The following is a 1,061-nucleotide window of genomic DNA, read 5'->3' on the forward strand; positions in this document are numbered from 1 at the left end:
GAGGAGGGGGAGGACATGGAGGCTTCGACGTTGGTGACCTGGTAGCCGTAGACCGGGTCCATGATGGTGGGGAGGTAGAGGCGTCCGGGGTCGCAGGAGGAGAAGCCGGCGTTGCGGTCGGGGGTCCATTGCATGGGGGTGCGGACGGCGTCGCGGTCGCCGAGCCAGATGTTGTCGCCCATGCCGATCTCGTCGCCGTAGTAGAGGATCGGCGAGCCGGGCAGGGAGAGGAGCAGGGCGGTGAAGAGTTCGATCTGGTTGCGGTCGTTGTCCAGGAGGGTGGCCAGGCGGCGGCGGATGCCGATGTTGGCGCGCATGCGGGGGTCTTTGGCGTATTCCGCGTACATGTAGTCGCGTTCTTCGTCGGTGACCATTTCGAGGGTGAGCTCGTCGTGGTTGCGCAGGAAGATGCCCCATTGGCAGCCGGAGGGGATGGCGGGGGTCTTGGCGAGGATTTCGGAGACGGGGTAGCGCGATTCGCGGCGTACGGCCATGAAGATGCGGGGCATGACGGGGAAGTGGAAGGCCATGTGGCATTCGTCGCCGCCGTCTTTGAAGTCGCCGAAGTAGTCGACGACGTCTTCGGGCCATTGGTTGGCCTCGGCGAGGAGCACGGTGTCGGGGTAGTGGGCGTCGATTTCGGCGCGGACGCGTTTGAGCAGGGCGTGGGAGCGGGGGAGGTTTTCGCAGTTGGTGCCCTCTTCGGCGAAGAGGTAGGGCACGGCGTCCAGGCGGAAGCCGTCGATGCCCAGGTCGAGCCAGAAGCGCAGGGCGGAGATGATTTCTTCCTGGACGGCCGGGTTCTCGTAGTTGAGGTCGGGCTGGTGGGAGAAGAAGCGGTGCCAGAAGTACTGTTTGCGCACCGGGTCGAAGGTCCAGTTGGAGGCTTCGGTGTCGACGAAGATGATGCGCGCGTCCTGGTACTGCTTGTCGTCGTCGGCCCAGACGTAGTAGTCGCCGTAGGGGCCTTCGGGGTCGCTGCGGGACTCCTTGAACCACGGGTGCTGATCACTGGTGTGGTTCATCACGAAGTCGATGATCACGCGCATGCCCCGCTGATG

Annotated in this window: 1 protein-coding gene; it reads right to left on the minus strand. The window is 64.6% G+C overall.

Annotated features, from left to right (window positions below; all coding sequences use genetic code 11):
• Nucleotides 1–1,061 (minus strand): maltose alpha-D-glucosyltransferase (gene treS / locus AB0E78_RS41870; RefSeq protein WP_361844979.1); only part of this gene is annotated, 1,061 nt, incomplete at both ends.

It is taken from the genome of Streptomyces sp. NPDC032198 (assembly GCF_040636975.1).
GTDB lineage: Bacteria > Actinomycetota > Actinomycetes > Streptomycetales > Streptomycetaceae > Streptomyces.